The organism is Halanaerobium sp. ST460_2HS_T2 (assembly GCF_003337665.1).
GTDB classification, from domain to species: domain Bacteria; phylum Bacillota; class Halanaerobiia; order Halanaerobiales; family Halanaerobiaceae; genus Halanaerobium; species Halanaerobium kushneri.
This window is the reverse complement of record NZ_QPJF01000019.1, coordinates 62,900-78,898: the sequence shown is the minus strand read 5'-3', so window position 1 is coordinate 78,898 and position 15,999 is coordinate 62,900. Positions and strand designations below refer to the sequence as shown.

13 protein-coding genes are annotated in these 15,999 nt (G+C 34.8%); all 13 read right to left on the bottom strand.

What is annotated here, in order from left to right; all coding sequences use genetic code 11:
• Positions 1 to 910: 910 nt before the first annotated feature.
• Complete coding sequence (locus tag DFR80_RS10290; RefSeq protein WP_076545869.1) at positions 911 to 2,062, bottom strand: D-alanyl-D-alanine carboxypeptidase family protein; 1,152 nt, start codon at positions 2,060 to 2,062, stop codon at positions 911 to 913.
• Between the two features lie 27 nt (positions 2,063 to 2,089).
• Positions 2,090 to 2,935: a nucleoside triphosphate pyrophosphohydrolase gene (gene mazG, locus DFR80_RS10285; RefSeq protein WP_076545868.1), complete on the bottom strand. Its 846-nt coding sequence runs from the start codon at positions 2,933 to 2,935 to the stop codon at positions 2,090 to 2,092.
• Between the two features lie 66 nt (positions 2,936 to 3,001).
• Complete coding sequence (locus tag DFR80_RS10280) at positions 3,002 to 4,633, bottom strand: polysaccharide biosynthesis protein (RefSeq protein ID WP_114489915.1); 1,632 nt, start codon at positions 4,631 to 4,633, stop codon at positions 3,002 to 3,004.
• Positions 4,634 to 4,689: 56 nt separating this feature from the next.
• A complete protein-coding gene (gene mfd / locus DFR80_RS10275; protein ID WP_076545866.1) occupies positions 4,690 to 8,172 on the bottom strand; it encodes a transcription-repair coupling factor in 3,483 nt (1,160 codons plus the stop codon).
• Positions 8,173 to 8,289: 117 nt separating this feature from the next.
• Positions 8,290 to 8,847: an aminoacyl-tRNA hydrolase gene (pth, locus tag DFR80_RS10270; protein WP_076545865.1), complete on the bottom strand. Its 558-nt coding sequence runs from the start codon at positions 8,845 to 8,847 to the stop codon at positions 8,290 to 8,292.
• Positions 8,848 to 8,913: 66 nt separating this feature from the next.
• Positions 8,914 to 9,588, bottom strand: a complete 675-nt coding sequence (locus DFR80_RS10265) for a 50S ribosomal protein L25/general stress protein Ctc (protein ID WP_076545864.1) — start codon at positions 9,586 to 9,588, stop codon at positions 8,914 to 8,916.
• A gap of 136 nt (positions 9,589 to 9,724) precedes the next feature.
• A complete protein-coding gene (locus DFR80_RS10260; protein ID WP_076545863.1) occupies positions 9,725 to 10,666 on the bottom strand; it encodes a ribose-phosphate pyrophosphokinase in 942 nt (313 codons plus the stop codon).
• A gap of 41 nt (positions 10,667 to 10,707) precedes the next feature.
• Positions 10,708 to 12,075 carry a bifunctional UDP-N-acetylglucosamine diphosphorylase/glucosamine-1-phosphate N-acetyltransferase GlmU gene (glmU, locus tag DFR80_RS10255; protein ID WP_114489914.1) on the bottom strand — a complete coding sequence of 456 codons (1,368 nt, stop codon included), beginning with the start codon at positions 12,073 to 12,075 and terminating at the stop codon, positions 10,708 to 10,710.
• Between the two features lie 214 nt (positions 12,076 to 12,289).
• Positions 12,290 to 12,556 (bottom strand): SpoVG family protein, encoded by a 267-nt coding sequence (locus DFR80_RS10250; protein WP_076545861.1) that lies wholly within the window; start codon positions 12,554 to 12,556, stop codon positions 12,290 to 12,292.
• A 59-nt stretch (positions 12,557 to 12,615) separates the two neighbouring features.
• A complete protein-coding gene (locus tag DFR80_RS10245) occupies positions 12,616 to 13,626 on the bottom strand; it encodes an AIR synthase family protein (RefSeq protein WP_233493818.1) in 1,011 nt (336 codons plus the stop codon).
• On the bottom strand, positions 13,623 to 14,156 hold the full coding sequence (locus DFR80_RS10240; protein WP_076545859.1) for an ECF transporter S component: 534 nt from the start codon (positions 14,154 to 14,156) through the stop codon (positions 13,623 to 13,625). Before DFR80_RS10240 ends, DFR80_RS10245 begins: the two co-directional genes overlap by 4 nt.
• Positions 14,157 to 14,177: 21 nt before the next feature.
• Positions 14,178 to 15,509, bottom strand: coding sequence for a type I glutamate--ammonia ligase (glnA, locus tag DFR80_RS10235; protein ID WP_076545858.1), 1,332 nt, complete (start codon positions 15,507 to 15,509; stop codon positions 14,178 to 14,180).
• Positions 15,510 to 15,896, bottom strand: coding sequence for a MerR family transcriptional regulator (locus tag DFR80_RS10230; protein WP_076545857.1), 387 nt, complete (start codon positions 15,894 to 15,896; stop codon positions 15,510 to 15,512).
• Positions 15,897 to 15,999: the final 103 nt, after the last annotated feature.

The window sequence follows — 15,999 nt, the reverse complement described above, 5'->3', positions numbered from 1 at the left end:
GCATGTGTTAAGCACGCCGCCAGCGTTCGTCCTGAGCCAGGATCAAACTCTCCGTATAAAGAATTTGAATTTGGCTCATATTATTTAATATAAGCATTAAACTAATAATTACTTTAAGTTAATACTCAAAGTATATTAACGTTGGCTTGCTGTTTAATTTTCAAGGTTCAACGCGCTTTCTTTTTTAAACAAAAAGGTTAGCGCCTTGCTCGGGGATTGACCCCTTCGCACACAATCTCTTTTATAGAACAAATTGATATTTTGGCACTTGCCCATTGAGGGCGGCGCCTTATTTAATTTGTTCTCATTTCGAGATAATGTTTCTATATTTCCTGCCGCCTTTTTTCTCAGCGACATTTAATATCTTATCAACTCCGCCTCACTTTGTCAAGAACTTTTTAGAAAAACTTTTAAAAAGATTTTCCTCTGCTTTAAAGCTTTATTTTTTCTCTTATATATTAAAGAAGAAAAAATTATTTAAGCCTTAAATTTAAGTTCTTTTAATCTCTTATTTTAAGCTTATCTAAAAGCTTAAAAAGTGTTGAGATTATTTGTGCGACGCTTATTATCTTATCAAGCTCTTTTTGCTTTGTCAAGAACTTTTTAAAATAATTTTGTCGGCCGGAAAAGTTAATGTTTCAACTTTTCAGCGACATACATTATCTTAACATCAATCCTCTTTTTTGTCAAGAGTTTAAGAGGATTTTTTCAAAAAGATTTCTACAACAAATACAATTATTGCTGCAACGTTTAATATAGTAACATTAAATTAATATAGTGTCAAGAACTTTTTAAAAAAAGTTAGATAATATAAAAAACCCCTCATCTTAATGCATTAAAATGAGAGGTTAAAGATCAGATGTGATCCTGATATACCCTAAATTAAATATTTTACCTTTAATTGTTTAGTTTATGAAAACAACCCCTGAGCAAAGCCAATGGCTTTTCTCCAGAGACGCACAATAATATTAGCTCGATCTACATCCTGAGCAGCAACAATATTTACAGAAGCAACCGTCTCATCACCTCTATAAACAGTTAACTTTCCTAGTTCTCCTCCTGCTTTAATTGGGGCTTTTAAAGAATCTTTTACATCTACTTTCTGTGATATTTCTCTTTCCTGTCCTTTTTGAACCATCACATATAAATTTTCTGCAACCTCACCAACTGCAACTTCTTCTGCAGACTCAGCTACAGGTATATTTTGAATTTTATCTCCAGAAGCAGCTATTTGTCTTTTAGAAAAGGCATTGAAACCATAATCCAACAATCTAATTGTAGACTCTTCTCTCTCTTCCAGAGTATCACCCTGTAATACAACTGAAATCAAACGTGTATTACCTTTTTTAGCAGTTGCAGCTAGACAAAAACCAGCTTCCTGTGTATGCCCTGTTTTTAAACCATCCATACTGGGATATTTATTAATTAAACTATTGGTATTTACCAGCATAGCCTCTCTATTAGGCAGCTGAATTGTTTCTGTCCAAATAGAAGCCCATTCTAAAACTTTAGGATGTTTTGTTAATTCCCGGGCCATAATAGATATATCCCGCGCTGTAGAGTAATGATTTGGGTCAGGGAGACCAGTTGAATTAGCAAAATTAGTAGAATCCATTCCTAATTCTTGAGCCTTATCATTCATCATAGCAATAAAATTACTATATGTACCTGCAATATATTCGCCAATTGCTACACTGGCATCATTACCAGAGGCAATCGTTACTGCTTTAAGTAATTTTTCTAATTTCACCTGAGTGTTTGCAGCCAGGTAGATCTGAGATCCTCCCATTGATTCTGCATACCGGCTAATTGTCACTTTATCATCTAAAGATATACTTCCTTCTTCTATTTTCTCCAGTGCAATTAAAAGTGTCATTATTTTAGTAACACTTGCAGGGGGAAGTTTTCGATCTGCATTTTTTGTAAATAATACCTGTCCTGTTTCTGCTTCTAATAAAATAGCTGAGTCTGTAGCAACATCAAATGCCATTACTGGTGTTAATGTGATAAATAAACTAAATAAAATACTAGTAATCAAAATAGTAATTAAACTTTTTTTCATCTTTAATAAACCTCCTGTTATGATGTTCTATTCTTCACTTTTAGCTTGATTCCAAATATCATCCAGCTGCTCCAAACTATAATCCGCAAATTCCGAATTTTCTTCAACAATTCTTTGTTCAATAAATTTAAATCTGTTTTTAAACTTTAAAATAGTTTTTAATAAAGCAAGCTCCGGATTAACGTTTTTAAATCGGGCAAAATTAACTACTGCAAATAAAAGGTCACCAATTTCAGCTTCGAGTTTTTTCTGCTGTTCAGAATCTAGATTTTGGTCAGCAAATAAAGTGTTATCAGGATTTACACCGATAATTTCCTTACACTCACCAAATTCTTCCTCAATTTTATTTAGAACTGGCTCTAATTCATCCCAGTCAAAACCAACTTCAGCAGCAATTTTCTGTATGTCATAAGCCTGGATTAAAGCACTCTGCCCCTGATTAAACTTATCCATCAATGAATTAAATTGATTTTTATTTTGTTTTTCCTGCTGTTTAATTTGCTCCCAGTTTTTTAAAACTTCTTCAGAACCCTCCACTTCGACCTCAGCAAAGACATGCGGATGCCGACGAATCAGTTTCTTTCTTAATACTTTTGCTACATCAGCTAAATCAAAGTCTCCTTTTTCATAGGCCATCTGTGATTCAAAAACCACCTGCAGTAAAAGGTCACCTAACTCTTCTTTGAAAGCTTCAATATCATTCTTTTCTAAAGCTTCTACAACTTCATATGCTTCTTCAATAATATTCTCTTTTATTGAATAATAATCCTGCTTTTTGTCCCAGGGACATCCATCCGGACCTCTTAAAATAGCCATAACTTCTATTAATTTATCTAACTCCTTTAAAATATCATCCCGCTTTTCGGCATCCAAAGTGTTTCCCCCTCAAAATTTTCAGTCACTACAGTAAAATTATATCATACAATTATTAAAAGAAAATTAACCATTTAAAAAACCAAGTTTTTTTAATAAATTAGCCAGCCTGACTCCAAAAATAGGTATCACGGATAAATCCTGATATTTTATTTCCCGCAGTAATAATAAAACAACAAAATAGAATAAGGCAGCTGCCGCTACAGTCGTAAAAGTTGATATTTGATAGGCATAAGATAAGTTATTTATTGTCATTAAATTTTTAAGCAAATTATAAAAGATTTTAACAAACCCACCCATCAATAAAACTGAAAACAATGGTTTTAAAATCATTGTCTTACTATTTATTACAAAACTAGTTTCTTTTTTGACAAAATAAAGATTTAAAAAAGCAGCGATTGCAAAACCAATGGTAGTACCTAGAGCTGCACCACGAATACCAATGCCAGGGATGGCAGTTAAAGTATAATTAATAATTCCATTAAAAACTGCTCCAATCATTAAATTTCGAGCAGGAATAGATGTTTTACCGATTCCATTCAAAATTCCGGTGCTTGTCTGCTGTAGAGCGATAAAAAATACTCCCCAGGCTACAAAACGAAGCGGAACTGCTGCTCCGGGTTCTGCGAAAATAATTTCGGTTAGCGGTTCAGCCAGTAAAAAAAGGCCAACTGCTGCAGGCAATGAAATTAAAACAGTAAGCCGCAGAGCCGTCTGGGTTCGGTAGTTGATAAGTTTATATTTCCCAAGTGTAAAAGCCTCAGCAATAGAAGGAACCAGGCTTGCTGACAAAGAAACGGTAATAATCGTGGGAAAGTTAACCAGAGGCATTGCAACCGCAGCAAACATTCCATACAGTGCTGTTGCTTCTCTAACCATATATCCAGCCGCCTGAAGTCGGTTGGGAACAAAAACCAGATCAACCAGACTCATTAATGGCATGACAAGAGCCCCCAGCGTAATTGGAACACCTAAAGAAACTATTCTTTTAACTACATTATTTGTACTGAGATCTACTGAATCATGTCCCCCTTGTAAAAAACTAAATATATTTTCTTTTCTTTTAGCATAAATATATAATAAAATTAACAGGCCAGCAGATGCACCACTTACAGCTCCAAAACTGGCACCAGCAGCTGCATAATCCAAACCATAGGGAACCAAAAACACAACCAACCCAATCATTGTAAACATTCGAATAAACTGTTCTAAAATCTGCGATTTAGCAGTTGGAACCATATCCTGGAGCCCTTGAAAAAACCCTCGATAAGAAGCCATTATAGACACTACAAAAATAGCAGGGGAAATTGCGAGAACTGCATAGTAGGAACGCGGATCAAGGGAGAGTAAATTAATTAGCGGCTTAGCAGATAGTGCCATAATAATTGAAACTACCAGCCCAACTAAAAAACTCATTTTTCTGGCAACCCTGAATATCTTATATGCTTCTCTATTCTTTTCGGCTGCTATTTTATCAGCAATCAATTTGGCCAGAGCTACTGGAATACCTGATCGTGAAACAACCAGCAAAACAGTATAAATTGGATAGGCCATTTGATAAAGCCCCATTCCTTCTGCTCCAATTATTCTAGTCAAGATCACTCGGTAACCAAAACCCATTACTCTGGCAGCCAGACCGGCGGCCGTTAGAATTGCTGCTCCTTTTATAAAACTGCCTCGCTCATTATTTTCTGACATTTTTTCCACCCTTTGAGATTTTCCTGTTTTAAATTGCTTAGTTTTAACAATTAAGTTTAAATATTTTTGAGATCTTTTAACATTTTTAAAAGTTGTTTATCTATATTTTCCGGATCATCAATTTTAATTAACAACTGTGGCTTCTTAGCTGATTTAATCTTTATTTTTCTTCTGTACATCTTACTAAATTCCACCAGCTGGCTACCATCCACAAGCTTCGAACTAATAAATCGACATTTTATTTTACCACTATCCTCTTTAATTAAATCGATATTTAGTTCTGCTGCCAGGAATTTTAAGCGAGCTGTATTAACCAGGCGCATTACTTCTACAGGTGGTTCCCCAAATCTATCAATCAGTTCATCAATAGTATCCAGAGCATCCGCTTCATTTTCGATAGATTTAATTTTTTTATAGATCTCAATTTTTCTAGCTTCATATTTAATATAATCATCTGGAATGTAGGCATCTAAATTAAGATCAATCTCCACTTCAATTTTCTTCTTATCTTTTTCACCCTTAAGTTCTTCAATTGTTCCTTCTAATAATTTAGTATATAAAGAAAATCCAACAGCTGCAATATGCCCACTTTGCTCAGGTCCCAATAAATTACCTGCTCCCCTGATTTCCAGATCACGCATAGCAATTTTAAAACCAGATCCCAGGGAAGAAAATTCTTTAATTGCCTCCAGCCTTTTTTCAGCGACTTCAGGTAAGATTCTATCTCTTTCGTAGAGCAAATAAGCATAAGCTATCCTATTTGTACGACCAACTCTACCTCGAAGCTGATAAAGTTGGGATAAGCCCATCTTATCAGCATGATTAATTATAATTGTATTTACATTAGGAATATCCAGACCGGTTTCAATAATAGTTGTACAAACTAAAATATCAAACTTTTGATGATAAAAATCATACATTATCTTTTCCAGTCTTTTTTCATTCATCTGACCATGAGCAACAGCTATTTTGGCTTCTGGCATTAATTTCTGCAGTTTACCAGCAGTTTTTTCAATATCTTTAACCCGATTATGAACAAAATATACCTGTCCCTGTCGAGCTAACTCTCTTCGTATAGCACTGGCAATTAATTCTTTATTATATTCTTTAATAAAAGTTCTAATTGGATACCTGTTTTCAGGCGGAGTCTCTATCAAACTCATATCACGAACTCCAACTAATGCCATATGAAGAGTTCTTGGGATTGGAGTTGCAGTCAGAGTTAATACATCAACATTTCTTTTTAAGTCTTTCAACTTTTCTTTATGAGTAACTCCAAACCGCTGTTCCTCATCAATAATCAAAAGGCCTAAATCATCAAAAATAACATCTTTGGATAAAAGTCGATGAGTTCCAATTAAAATATCTATTTCGCCTTTAATTAATTTTTTTAATGTCTTTTTCTGTTCAGCAGCAGTACTAAATCTGCTTAACATTCCGATCTGAACAGGGAAATCCTCAATTCTTTCTGTAAAAGTATTATAGTGCTGTTGAGCCAGAATAGTTGTCGGTACTAAAACTGCAGTCTGTTTACTGTCAAGTGCTGCTTTAAAAGCAGCTCTAATAGCAACTTCAGTTTTTCCATAACCAACATCTCCACATAATAATCTATCCATTGGTTTTTCAGATTCCATATCAGTTTTGACTTCTTCAATTGCCTCTTTTTGATCAGGAGTTTCTTCAAAAGGAAAAGAATCTTCAAATTCCTGCTGCCAGACATCATCTTCAGAAAATTGATAACCAGTAAGGGTTTCTCGTTCAGCATAAAGTTCTAACAAACCAACTGCCATTTCCTCAACCGATTTTTGAACCTTTTCTTTAACCTTTTTCCAATCACTACTTCCTAATTTATAAAGTTTCGGATTACCAGCATCTGAGCCAATATATTTTTGAACAAGATTTATTTTTTCTGTTGGCACATAAAGCTTATCTTCACCTGCATATTTTAGCACGAGATAATCTTTATGCTGGCCCTGAATTTCAAGAGTTTTAACACCCAGATATTTACCAATTCCATGATTTTCATGAACAACATAATCTCCAGCTTTTAAATCGTTGACACTGGAAATTTCAACACCATCTTCAAAATCACCAATTTTTCTTTTTCGTTTTTGCTCATTTCCGAAAACCTCTTTATCGCTAAAAACAGCCAACTTAATATCGTTAAAAATAAAACCCTCAGCTAAACTATCAGGAAAAATAACAATTCTGCTTTCATTAAAGTTATCACCAACAAGCAGATTCTTTTCTTCCAGAAACATTTTTACTCTTCTTTTTTTGCTGGCAGAATTTAAAGTAATTGCAATCCGATACTTTTTTTGCAAAAGTTCAATTATTTTTTCACTAAATAATTCCAATTGACCGTGAAAAGGCTCTAACGATGATGTTTTAAAGTGAATATCATTTTCTTTGGCTTTTTGATCTTCAAATTCTGAATTGATATCAACTACCCGATTTTTAGATATTTCATTTTCAAATTGAATATCAGTAATAAAATTATTTAGATATTCGGGAAATACCATTCCTTGTTCTAAAAGCCTGGTATGCGTTTCAGTAATTTCCTGATAATAATCATGTGTAAGCTGCTTAATTTTATTTGGTCGAACAGCGAAAATTAAACTTTCTTCTAGATAATCAAAAAAGCTGGCAGTCTGATCATAATAAAATGGTAAAAACTGCTCAAAACCTGGAAAACGATGTTTTTCCTTTAATTCTTCCAGCATTTTTTTAGCTTTATCCCTCAAGTAAGAAGCCTCTTCTTGATAATCATTTTCTGCCAGTCTTGTGACAGCTGCCGAATAAGCAGCTTCCAGCTTAGGACAGGCTCTATTAATGACTTTCTCATCAATCACCAGATTGGCAAAAGGAGGAATTGTAATTTGTTCTACTTCTTTTTTTGAACGCTGAGCTGTTAAATCAATTTTCCGAATCGAATCAACTTCATCTCCAAAAAGTTCAATTCTAAAAGGCTGTTCATCTAAAAGTGTAAACACATCAATTATACCACCGCGAATACTATATTGACCTGGAGCTTCAACCATTTCTTCCCTTTTGTAACCAAGTGCAAAAAGCTGCTGCCGCAGTTTCTCAATATTAATTTCACTTCCATTTTTGATATTTATACTTTTTTGCTGATAAATGTCTTTTGGCGGTAGTTTTTTAAAAACAGCAGCCGGGGTTGTTAAAATAATTTTCTTCTTTTGATCAATTGAAAAGATCAGCTCTGTCAAAACTTTTGTCCGCTCACTCATTGTTGTTAAATCAGGCATCAACTGCTCATGAGGCAGTATTTCCTCTTCCGGAAAAACTAAAAATTCGTCTTTCCCGATCAAGCGGATTAAATCCTCCTGCATCTGCTGCAGATAATAATTATCTGGCAAAAAGAAAATTATGTCTTTATCTGATTTTTTTAAAAAATTAACAGCAAAATAAGAAATTCTACTTCCGCTTAAACCACTTATAGATTGAGCAGAATTATTTATATTTTTCGCAATTTTTTTAAATTTTTGGTTTTCCAATAATAAATCTTTAAAATTCATCTGAATACTGCTCCTTAAACAAAAAATCTTTACCTCAATATTTTCTAAATTATATACTTTTATACATTTAACTATAAAAAATGGCAAAATAGCCCCTACATAAAATGTACGGGCTTGTTATCCATTATATTTATTCATTGCTTTCATTATATCTTCTTTTAACATTAATTCAACAGCTGAAGCAGCATCTGCAACTACTTTTTTGGAGATATCCTTTTCCTCTCCTGTGAAAGTTGTCAGAACAAAATCTGGTACTGGAACATTTTCTGGCGGTCTACCAATACCTATTTTTAATCTTTTAAATTCATCTGTTTTCAGACTGTTAATAATTGACTTGATTCCATTATGACCACCACTACCACCATTTTGTTTAAATCGAATCTTACCTAAATCAAGATCTAAATCATCATGAATTACCAGCAGATCTTCGGCCTCTATCTGAAAATAGTCCAGCAGCTTATATACTGGCTGACCGCTTTTATTCATATATTTCATTGGCTGGAAAAGTATAATTTTTTCTCCACCAAAGAAAAAGTCACCTACAAGTCCATCAAACTTATAACTGCTATTAACTTTAAATCTAGCTGCTAATTCTGAAATAACCATAAATCCTATATTATGTCTGGTGCTAGCATATTTTTCACCCGGGTTTCCAAGACCAGTGATTACTTTCAAACTTCAAACCTCCATTAATAAATTGAAGCGCAGCTAATTAAGCCGCGCCCAATATCTTTGCTAAAATTATTCCTGTGGCTCTTCCTCTTCTTCTGCTTCTTCGCCTTCTTCTTCCTCTTCTTCGCCAATAACTTCTGGCTCTAAGAATTCTTCCTCTTCCTCTTCTACCTCTTCTTCGACAAGTTCGGTAGGAGTAACAACAGTTACAATAACTTCGTCACTGTCAGTTACAAGGTCAATCCCTTCAGGAAGATCCAGATCAGCAACAGATAAAGACTGTCCAACCTCAAGTTCAGAAATATCAATAGTAATTTCTTCTGGGATTTCAGCCGGTAATGCATCAATTTCAATTTCGCGCAAGAGCTGCTGTAATACTCCCCCGTCACGAACACCAACAGCATCTCCTTCTAAATGCATTGGTACAGAAACAGTAATTTTTTCGTCCATAGAAATAAACTGAAAATCAACATGCATCAGATTCTGTTTAATAACATCTTTCTGATAATCTTTAATGATTACAACTGCTTCATCTTCTCCTCCATCTTCTCCGACAAAAGTCAGATCAAAGATAGCATTAGAATGGAGAAGCTTTTCAATATCCAGTGGATCTACTTTAATAGATCTTGGTTCATTTCCTCTTCCATAAACAACACCAGGAATAAGTCCGTTTCTTCTTATTTTACGGGCTACTCCCTTTCCAGTTTCAGTCCTTAGTTCAGCTTCAATAGAATGTCTCTCCATGACTATCCTCTCCTTGCATAAATTAAATTTTAAGCCAGATTATTTGCTAATACTGGCAGGTCTGCGTTAAATAAGACATAACAAATTTTATTATAACATCAAAGCTCAGTTTGAGCAAGTGTTTTAGAAAAATTATTTAAAATAATACACTAACAGATAAATCTTTAAAAATACGATCAATAGCCTCTCCAACCAGGGGAGCGACCGAAAGCACTTCTAAATTATCAAGATCATAATCTTTTTGAGCTATTGTATTGGTAACAATTATTTTAGTTATTGGTGCATTTTTAAGGCGCTCAATAGCCGGCCCTGAAAATAATGCGTGAGTGCCACAGGCATATACTTCTTTAGCACCTTTATCTTTGAGTACTTCAGCTGCAGCAGTTATTGTACCTGCAGTATCAATAATATCATCAAAGAGTATAACATTTTTACCATCGACTTCTCCAATAATATTCATAACCTCTGCTACATTTGGTTTAGGCCTTCTTTTATCAATGATTGCCATTGGAATATTTAAACTTTCAGCAAATGAGCGAACTCTTTTTACTGACCCAACATCAGGAGCAACAGCAATCAAATCAGACCGATCAAAATCCTTAAAGTAATCAACCATAATCGGTGATGCATACAGATGATCAACAGGTATATCAAAAAAGCCCTGAATCTGAGGTGCATGAAAATCAATAGAAAGTACTCTTCTAGCACCTGCCTGAGTTAACAAATTTGCTACCAATTTAGAAGTAATTGGATCTCTGGGTCTAGCTTTCCTGTCCTGGCGAGCATAACCATAATATGGTATCACCGCAGTTATTCTCCTTGCAGAAGCTCTCCTTAAGGCATCAATAATAACCAGCAGTTCCATCAAATTTTCATTAACAGGAGGTGATGTCGGCTGAACAACAAAAACGTCAGCACCTCTTACAGTTTCGTAAGTACGAACACCGATTTCACCATCTTTAAATCTTGTTACATCCGCATTAACCAATTCTGTCCCCAGATAATCACAGAGATCCTGGGCTAATTCAGGATGCGAGTTACCTGCAAATATTTTCAATTGTTCACTATAACTGGACATTTTTTGACCTCCTGGCTTATTTCTTTTATTTAATAATCAGCTTATTTGTCTGGATTATAAATCCGAGCCGGAACTCCCATTACGGTATCACCAGATTTAACATTTTTAGTAACTACTGACCCTGCAGCTGTTTTGGCATTATCTCCAATTTTTAGAGGAGCGATCAAAATAGAATCACTACCAATAAAAACATCACTGCCAATTTCAGTTTTAAACTTATTTTTTCCATCATAATTAGCAAATATTGTACCGGCACCTATATTAGTTCTCTCACCAATTTCGGCATCTCCAGCATAACAAAAATGGGGCACCTTAGCTCCACTTTTAACTGTTGTTTTTTTAAGTTCTACAAAATCACCAATTTTACAGTTGTCTTCCACTGTGGAACCGGGTCTTAAATAGGCAAAAGGACCAACATTAGTTCCAGATCCAACTTTACTTTCCTTTATAATAGTATTTGAAAGTATTTCAACATTTTTTCCAATGGCTGCATCCTTTAATTTGCAATTTGGATTGATAATTGTATTTTGAGCAATTTTAGTTTTCCCTTCCAGATAATTGAAAGGATAAATTGTAACATCCTGATCAATCTCTACCTCAGCATCTATATATGTAGTATCTGGATCAATAATAGTCACACCATTAGCCAGATGTTGATCAATAATTCTTTTTCTCAAAATTTTTTCTGCTTCCGCCTGCTGTTTGCGGGTATTAATCCCTATAATTTCATCAGAATCCTGAACAATATATGTATTTATCTTTTTATCTTTATTTACAGCAAATTCTATAATGTCAGTTAGATAATATTCCTGCTGTGCATTATCATTATTCATATTTGCCATAAAATCTCTGAGCAGAGAACTATCTATACAGTTTACACCACTGTTGATCTCCTTTATTCGTCTGGTTTCTACATCAGCATCTTTTTCTTCCACTATTGCAGTTAAATTACCCTCTTCATCTTTAACAATTCTTCCATAGCCTTCAGGTTCATCAAAGATAGCTGTCATAACTGTTAGATCAGAATTACTCTGCTGATGTTTTTTAACAAATTCTTTGATAGTTTTTTTTCTTAGTAAAGGGGTATCTCCATAAAGAATCAACACCGGACCATCATAATCTGCAAAATAACTCTCCGCCTGTTTTACAGCATGACCGGTACCCAACTGTTCAGACTGAATAACATAATTTAAATCCCATTTATATTTATCTAAATCTTCAAGTTCAGATTGAACCACTTCTTTTTGATGACCAATCACATTAACAATTTTACTATTTAAACCATCCAGAGTATTTAAAACATGCTTGATAATCGCCTTGCCTGCAACTGGATGTAATACCTTGATTTTATCAGATTTCATTCTGGTTCCTTTGCCAGCAGCCAGAATAATACTTAAAAGATCTGCCATCTATAGTTTCCTCCCTTTAAATAAGGAATAAATGTTATTTCTATTATTAAACATTATTTCCTGACTCTACTTCCCATCTTAGTTCTTTAATCGCTTGAAGTATAACAGAGAATTAAACTTTTGTCAAGATTATAAAAGGGTCTTAAAAAAATAACACTACCTTAATTAAGGTAGTGTTATTTTAAAGATTATAACCATAACCCAATCATTTTAATTAAGCACTTGCCAGCAGTTCATCAAACTTTTCTAAAACTTCGTTTTCCATTAAATCCCTCAACTTTGTGGAAATTGGAAAGCAGATATCCTGATAGTCTCCGTTCCGCTTTCTTCTTGCAGGCATGGAAAGGAAAATCCCGTTTTTTCCTTCAATAACCCGCATATCACGCACAACAAAAGAATCATCAAATGTTACTGTTGCATAAGCCTTGACCATACTTCCATTAATCTCAACCGGAAAAACTCTGACATCTGTAATTTCCATAAATACACCGCCTTTGGAATTATTTGTTAATACCATTATAATTCCATTATATGTAAATGTCAAGTTTTATTGTGATATTTTTCAATAAATTTCCATAACTCATCCTTTTCAGGGACTTTAAATTCTTTTTTTATTCCTTTCTCTTCTATATAAGTCCCGGATTCGATCATTCGTCCAACCCGAATCAGTTTCAAATCTGTATCTGCAAAAATAGCGGCCAGATCAATTTCTGGCGCTGCTGCCATTAACATTGAACCAGAAGAAATTAAAGCAGCTGGATCCAAGTGCAACTTAGTACAAACTTCCTCAACTTCGGGGGGAATCCAAAAATTATCTTTTTCAATAACATAACCCAACTGTGCTGCTGCTGCCATTTCAGAAATCGCACCATAGACTCCACCTTCTGTAACATCATGCATTGCTTTTACTCCATTTTTTCTAGCTATTCTACTTTCAGGAAGTACACTTAATAATTTTAAATAGTTGGATAGCTGGTTCAAAGTATCTCTACTGACACCCTTTTTAAGTAAAAATTCTCTATAATCACTGGCCAAAATATAACTTCCTTCTATACCCATTCCTTTAGAAATATAGAGTATATCTCCAGCTTCTGCAGCAGAACTGGAAGCCAACTCTTCTTTTTGAGCCCTGCCCATTGCCGAAATAGTAATTATTGGCTTTTGAACAAGATCTGTAATTTCTGTATGACCTCCAAGAACTTCTATCTCCATTGCAGCAGCTGTTTCTACTATTTCTTCCATTATTTTCTCAGCTCTACTTTCGGCCAGACTGGGGGGCAAAAACAAAACAACCTGAATTCCAAACGGTTCAGCACCAGCTGCAGCAATATCATTACAGGCTACATTAACCGCCAGATAACCTGCATTTTTTTCTGCTCCCGTTATCGGATCAGAAGAGACTACGAGTAAATAGTCTCCCAGATCAATCACTGCACTATCCTCTCCCGGGCCAGCTGATACAATAACATCTGAACGAAAATGTTTTATCTTATCGAGAATCGTTTTTTTTAATTTATTTCCTGCAAGTTTACCAATTTCCAAAACTATCACTTCCCAAAATAATTATCGAGATGGTGAGAAAGTGGAATTGCCAGCACTCCACCAATTAACATTTGAGCAAAATCAATTCCAATCTCAGGCAAGACAACTGCCCAGCTTAATAAAAAAGCTTTAGCAATTGCATAGCCAAGAATCATTACATTTCCACCAACAATTATTGCAAATATTTTTCTATCAAATTTCTTCTCATTCTGACTGGAAATTTTCCCTACCAGCAAACCCTCTAAACCTTTAATTACAAAGGTAAAAGGAGCCCAGATTGAATAACCAAGAATAATATCCATCAGAGCCGAACCAACTCCACCTGCAATCCCACCTGCTTTAGCCCCAAAAGTTAAGGCAATAGTATAAATAGCAACTTCTCCCAGATTAAAATAAGAACTACTGGGACCAGGGATATGTAAATAAGTTGCAACAGCAGTAAAGGCAATAAAAAGGGCTAAAAATGATAGGGAACGTGTGTCAAGATTACTTAATTTAATTTTTTTTAAATGATCCTGAATATTTTCTCTACCTTCCATGCTTATTCCTCCCAACTAATATTAATAGGTTGTTAAGTATTGATCAATCTCCCAACTGTGAACCTGTTTTTTATAAACTGACCATTCTATTTTCTTAGCTTCAACTAAATGATTAAAGATATGTTCGCCCAGAGTTTCCCGCATGAATTCACTTTCCTGGAAATGTTTGAGAGCTTCATCCATAGAAGAAGGTAAACTGCTGATGCCCCTGGATTTCCTTTCCTTATAATTCATCTCATATATATTATCTGTTGTTTGTTCCCCTGGATCAATTTTATTCTTAATTCCATCCAGGCCAGCTCTCAACATTACAGCTGTTGCAAGATATGGATTGGCTGCCGGGTCAGGATTTCTCAGTTCTAATCTGGTTCCATTTCCTCGAGCGGATGGGACTCTAACTAAAGCACTACGATTTTGAGTCGACCAGGATATGTAAACCGGGGCTTCATAACCAGGAACAAGCCTTTTATAAGAATTAATTGTGGGATTTAAAATAGCTGTTGTCTCTTTAGCATGTTTCAATAAACCACCTATATAATAATATGCTATTTCACTTAAACCATGCTCATCCTCAGGATCATAAAAGGCATTTTTGCCATTTCTATATAGTGATTGATGTACATGCATTCCAGAACCACTTTCACCATAAATTGGTTTAGGCATAAAAGTTGCATGCAGGTTATGCTGCATAGCAATAATTTTAGTAACGAACTTAAATGTCGCAATATTATCTGCTGTTCGCAGAACAGGTGTGTATTTAAAATCAATTTCGTGTTGGCCTGGAGCTACTTCATGATGAGCTGCTTCAACTTCAAAGCCCATCTTCTTAAGAGCAAGTACTGTATCTCGACGTGCTTCTCCTCCCAAGTCAACTGGAGATAAATCAAAATACCCACCTTTATCATGAGTGTTTGTTGTTGGATTACCATGCTCATCTTTTTCAAATAAGAAAAATTCTGGTTCGGGTCCAGCAAACATTTCATAACCCATTTCTTCAGCTTCTGCCATTGCTCTTTTTAAAGCTCCACGCGGACAACCAACAAAAGGTTCTCCATCAGGTAAATAAATATCACACATCATCCTTGCTGTACAACCACCACTAGTTCCCCACGGGAAAATTGTAAAAGTATCATAGTCAGGTTTTAAATACATATCGGATTCGTGGATACGCGTATAACCCTCAATAGATGAACCATCAAACATAATCTTGCCATCAAGCGCCTCCGGCAACTGTTCAATTGTAATCGCCACATTCTTAATAATACCTAAAATATCAACAAACTGTAGGCGAATAAACTCAACATTATTTTCTTCAGCAATCTTTAATATCTTCTCTCTACTAAATTTTTCCATTTATTCTTCCTCCTCCTTAGAATATTCTTTATTACTCCGGGAAAGTTTTTTCATCAACTCAGAACGATTGGAAACAGGGTAAAGTGAATCCAGATCAACATCTGAATAATAATCATAATTATCATCAAAGTCAACATCGTCTTCTATATTTTGTTCCAGTGCTGGAGCACTTAATTTAGAACGAATGGTTTCAATACTATTTCCAGCAGCAAGGAGCTCTTTGATTTTAACTAATCTCTTAATATCGCTTACCGAAAAAAGGCGTTGATTCCCACTACTGCGGGCAGGAAAGATCAAATCCTGCTCATCATAATAACGAATTTGCCTGGAGCTTAAGCCCGTTTTTTGTTTTGCTTCCCTCATCGTAATGTTTTTCCCTTTTTTCATTCTTATCACTACTCCCAAAGTCCTAATAATTATTGCAGAAAGTATAACACGAAATCAAATTGATGTCAATCTCATGTTAGCTTTTAATTTTTTTAGCTAATTT

Bases quoted from the DNA above. Each gene is read 5' to 3' on its own strand.
- DFR80_RS10290 (WP_076545869.1), bottom strand. From the start codon at position 2,062: ATGAAAAAAAGTTTAATTACTATTTTGATTACTAGTATTTTATTTAGT.
- DFR80_RS10280 (WP_114489915.1), bottom strand. From the start codon at position 4,633: ATGTCAGAAAATAATGAGCGAGGCAGTTTTATAAAAGGAGCAGCAATT.
- mfd (WP_076545866.1), bottom strand. From the start codon at position 8,172: ATGAATTTTAAAGATTTATTATTGGAAAACCAAAAATTTAAAAAAATT.
- DFR80_RS10265 (WP_076545864.1), bottom strand. From the start codon at position 9,588: ATGGAGAGACATTCTATTGAAGCTGAACTAAGGACTGAAACTGGAAAG.
- DFR80_RS10260 (WP_076545863.1), bottom strand. From the start codon at position 10,666: ATGTCCAGTTATAGTGAACAATTGAAAATATTTGCAGGTAACTCGCAT.
- glmU (WP_114489914.1), bottom strand. From the start codon at position 12,075: ATGGCAGATCTTTTAAGTATTATTCTGGCTGCTGGCAAAGGAACCAGA.
- DFR80_RS10250 (WP_076545861.1), bottom strand. From the start codon at position 12,556: ATGGAAATTACAGATGTCAGAGTTTTTCCGGTTGAGATTAATGGAAGT.
- DFR80_RS10240 (WP_076545859.1), bottom strand. From the start codon at position 14,156: ATGGAAGGTAGAGAAAATATTCAGGATCATTTAAAAAAAATTAAATTA.
- glnA (WP_076545858.1), bottom strand. From the start codon at position 15,509: ATGGAAAAATTTAGTAGAGAGAAGATATTAAAGATTGCTGAAGAAAAT.
- DFR80_RS10230 (WP_076545857.1), bottom strand. From the start codon at position 15,896: ATGAAAAAAGGGAAAAACATTACGATGAGGGAAGCAAAACAAAAAACG.